The 503-nt window shown below is 73.4% G+C and carries 1 protein-coding gene; it reads right to left on the bottom strand.

Annotation, left to right across the window (positions count from 1 at the left end):
• Nucleotides 1–474 (bottom strand): SDR family NAD(P)-dependent oxidoreductase (locus tag ACRYR2_RS25015; RefSeq protein WP_432565711.1); only part of this gene is annotated, 474 nt, incomplete at its 3' end.
• Nucleotides 475–503 lie beyond the last annotated feature (29 nt).

The raw sequence follows: 503 nt of genomic DNA, 5'->3' as shown, positions 1-503 counted from the left end.
CGCCTCGTTGGCCTCGTCGGTGGCCCCGGCGCGGATGTCGGTGTCCACCACGCCCGGGCTGAGGGCGTTGACCGTGATGCCGTGGGGAGCCATCTCGCGCGCCAGCGAACGGGTCAGGCCCAGCACGCCGGCCTTGGCCGCGGAGTAGGGCGTCTTGGAGAACACGCCCCCGCCCTGCTGGGCGGAGACCGACGACATGTTGACGATGCGCCCGTAGCCGTTCTCGATCATCTGCGGCAGGAAGGCCTGGCAGGCCAGGAAGGTCCCGGTGAGGTTCACGCCCAGCACCCGGTGCCACTCGGCCAGGTCCACCTCCAGGAAGGGCGTGGGGGAGGCGACCCCGGCGATGTTGGCCAGCGCGCCCACGGGCGGCAGGCCGGCGGCGGCGATGGCTTCCACGCACCGGGTCAGGGAGGCCTGGTCGGTGACGTCGGCCGCCAGCCCGAGCACGGCGGTGCCGAACTCGCTGGAGATCTTGTCGGCGGCGGCCTCGGCGCCGGCCT

Origin of the sequence: Kineococcus deserti (genome assembly GCF_050871945.1) — a bacterium.
Classification (GTDB): Bacteria; Actinomycetota; Actinomycetes; order Actinomycetales; family Kineococcaceae; genus Kineococcus.
Note: the sequence above shows the minus strand (reverse complement) of the source record. Positions and strands in the feature narration are given on the sequence as shown.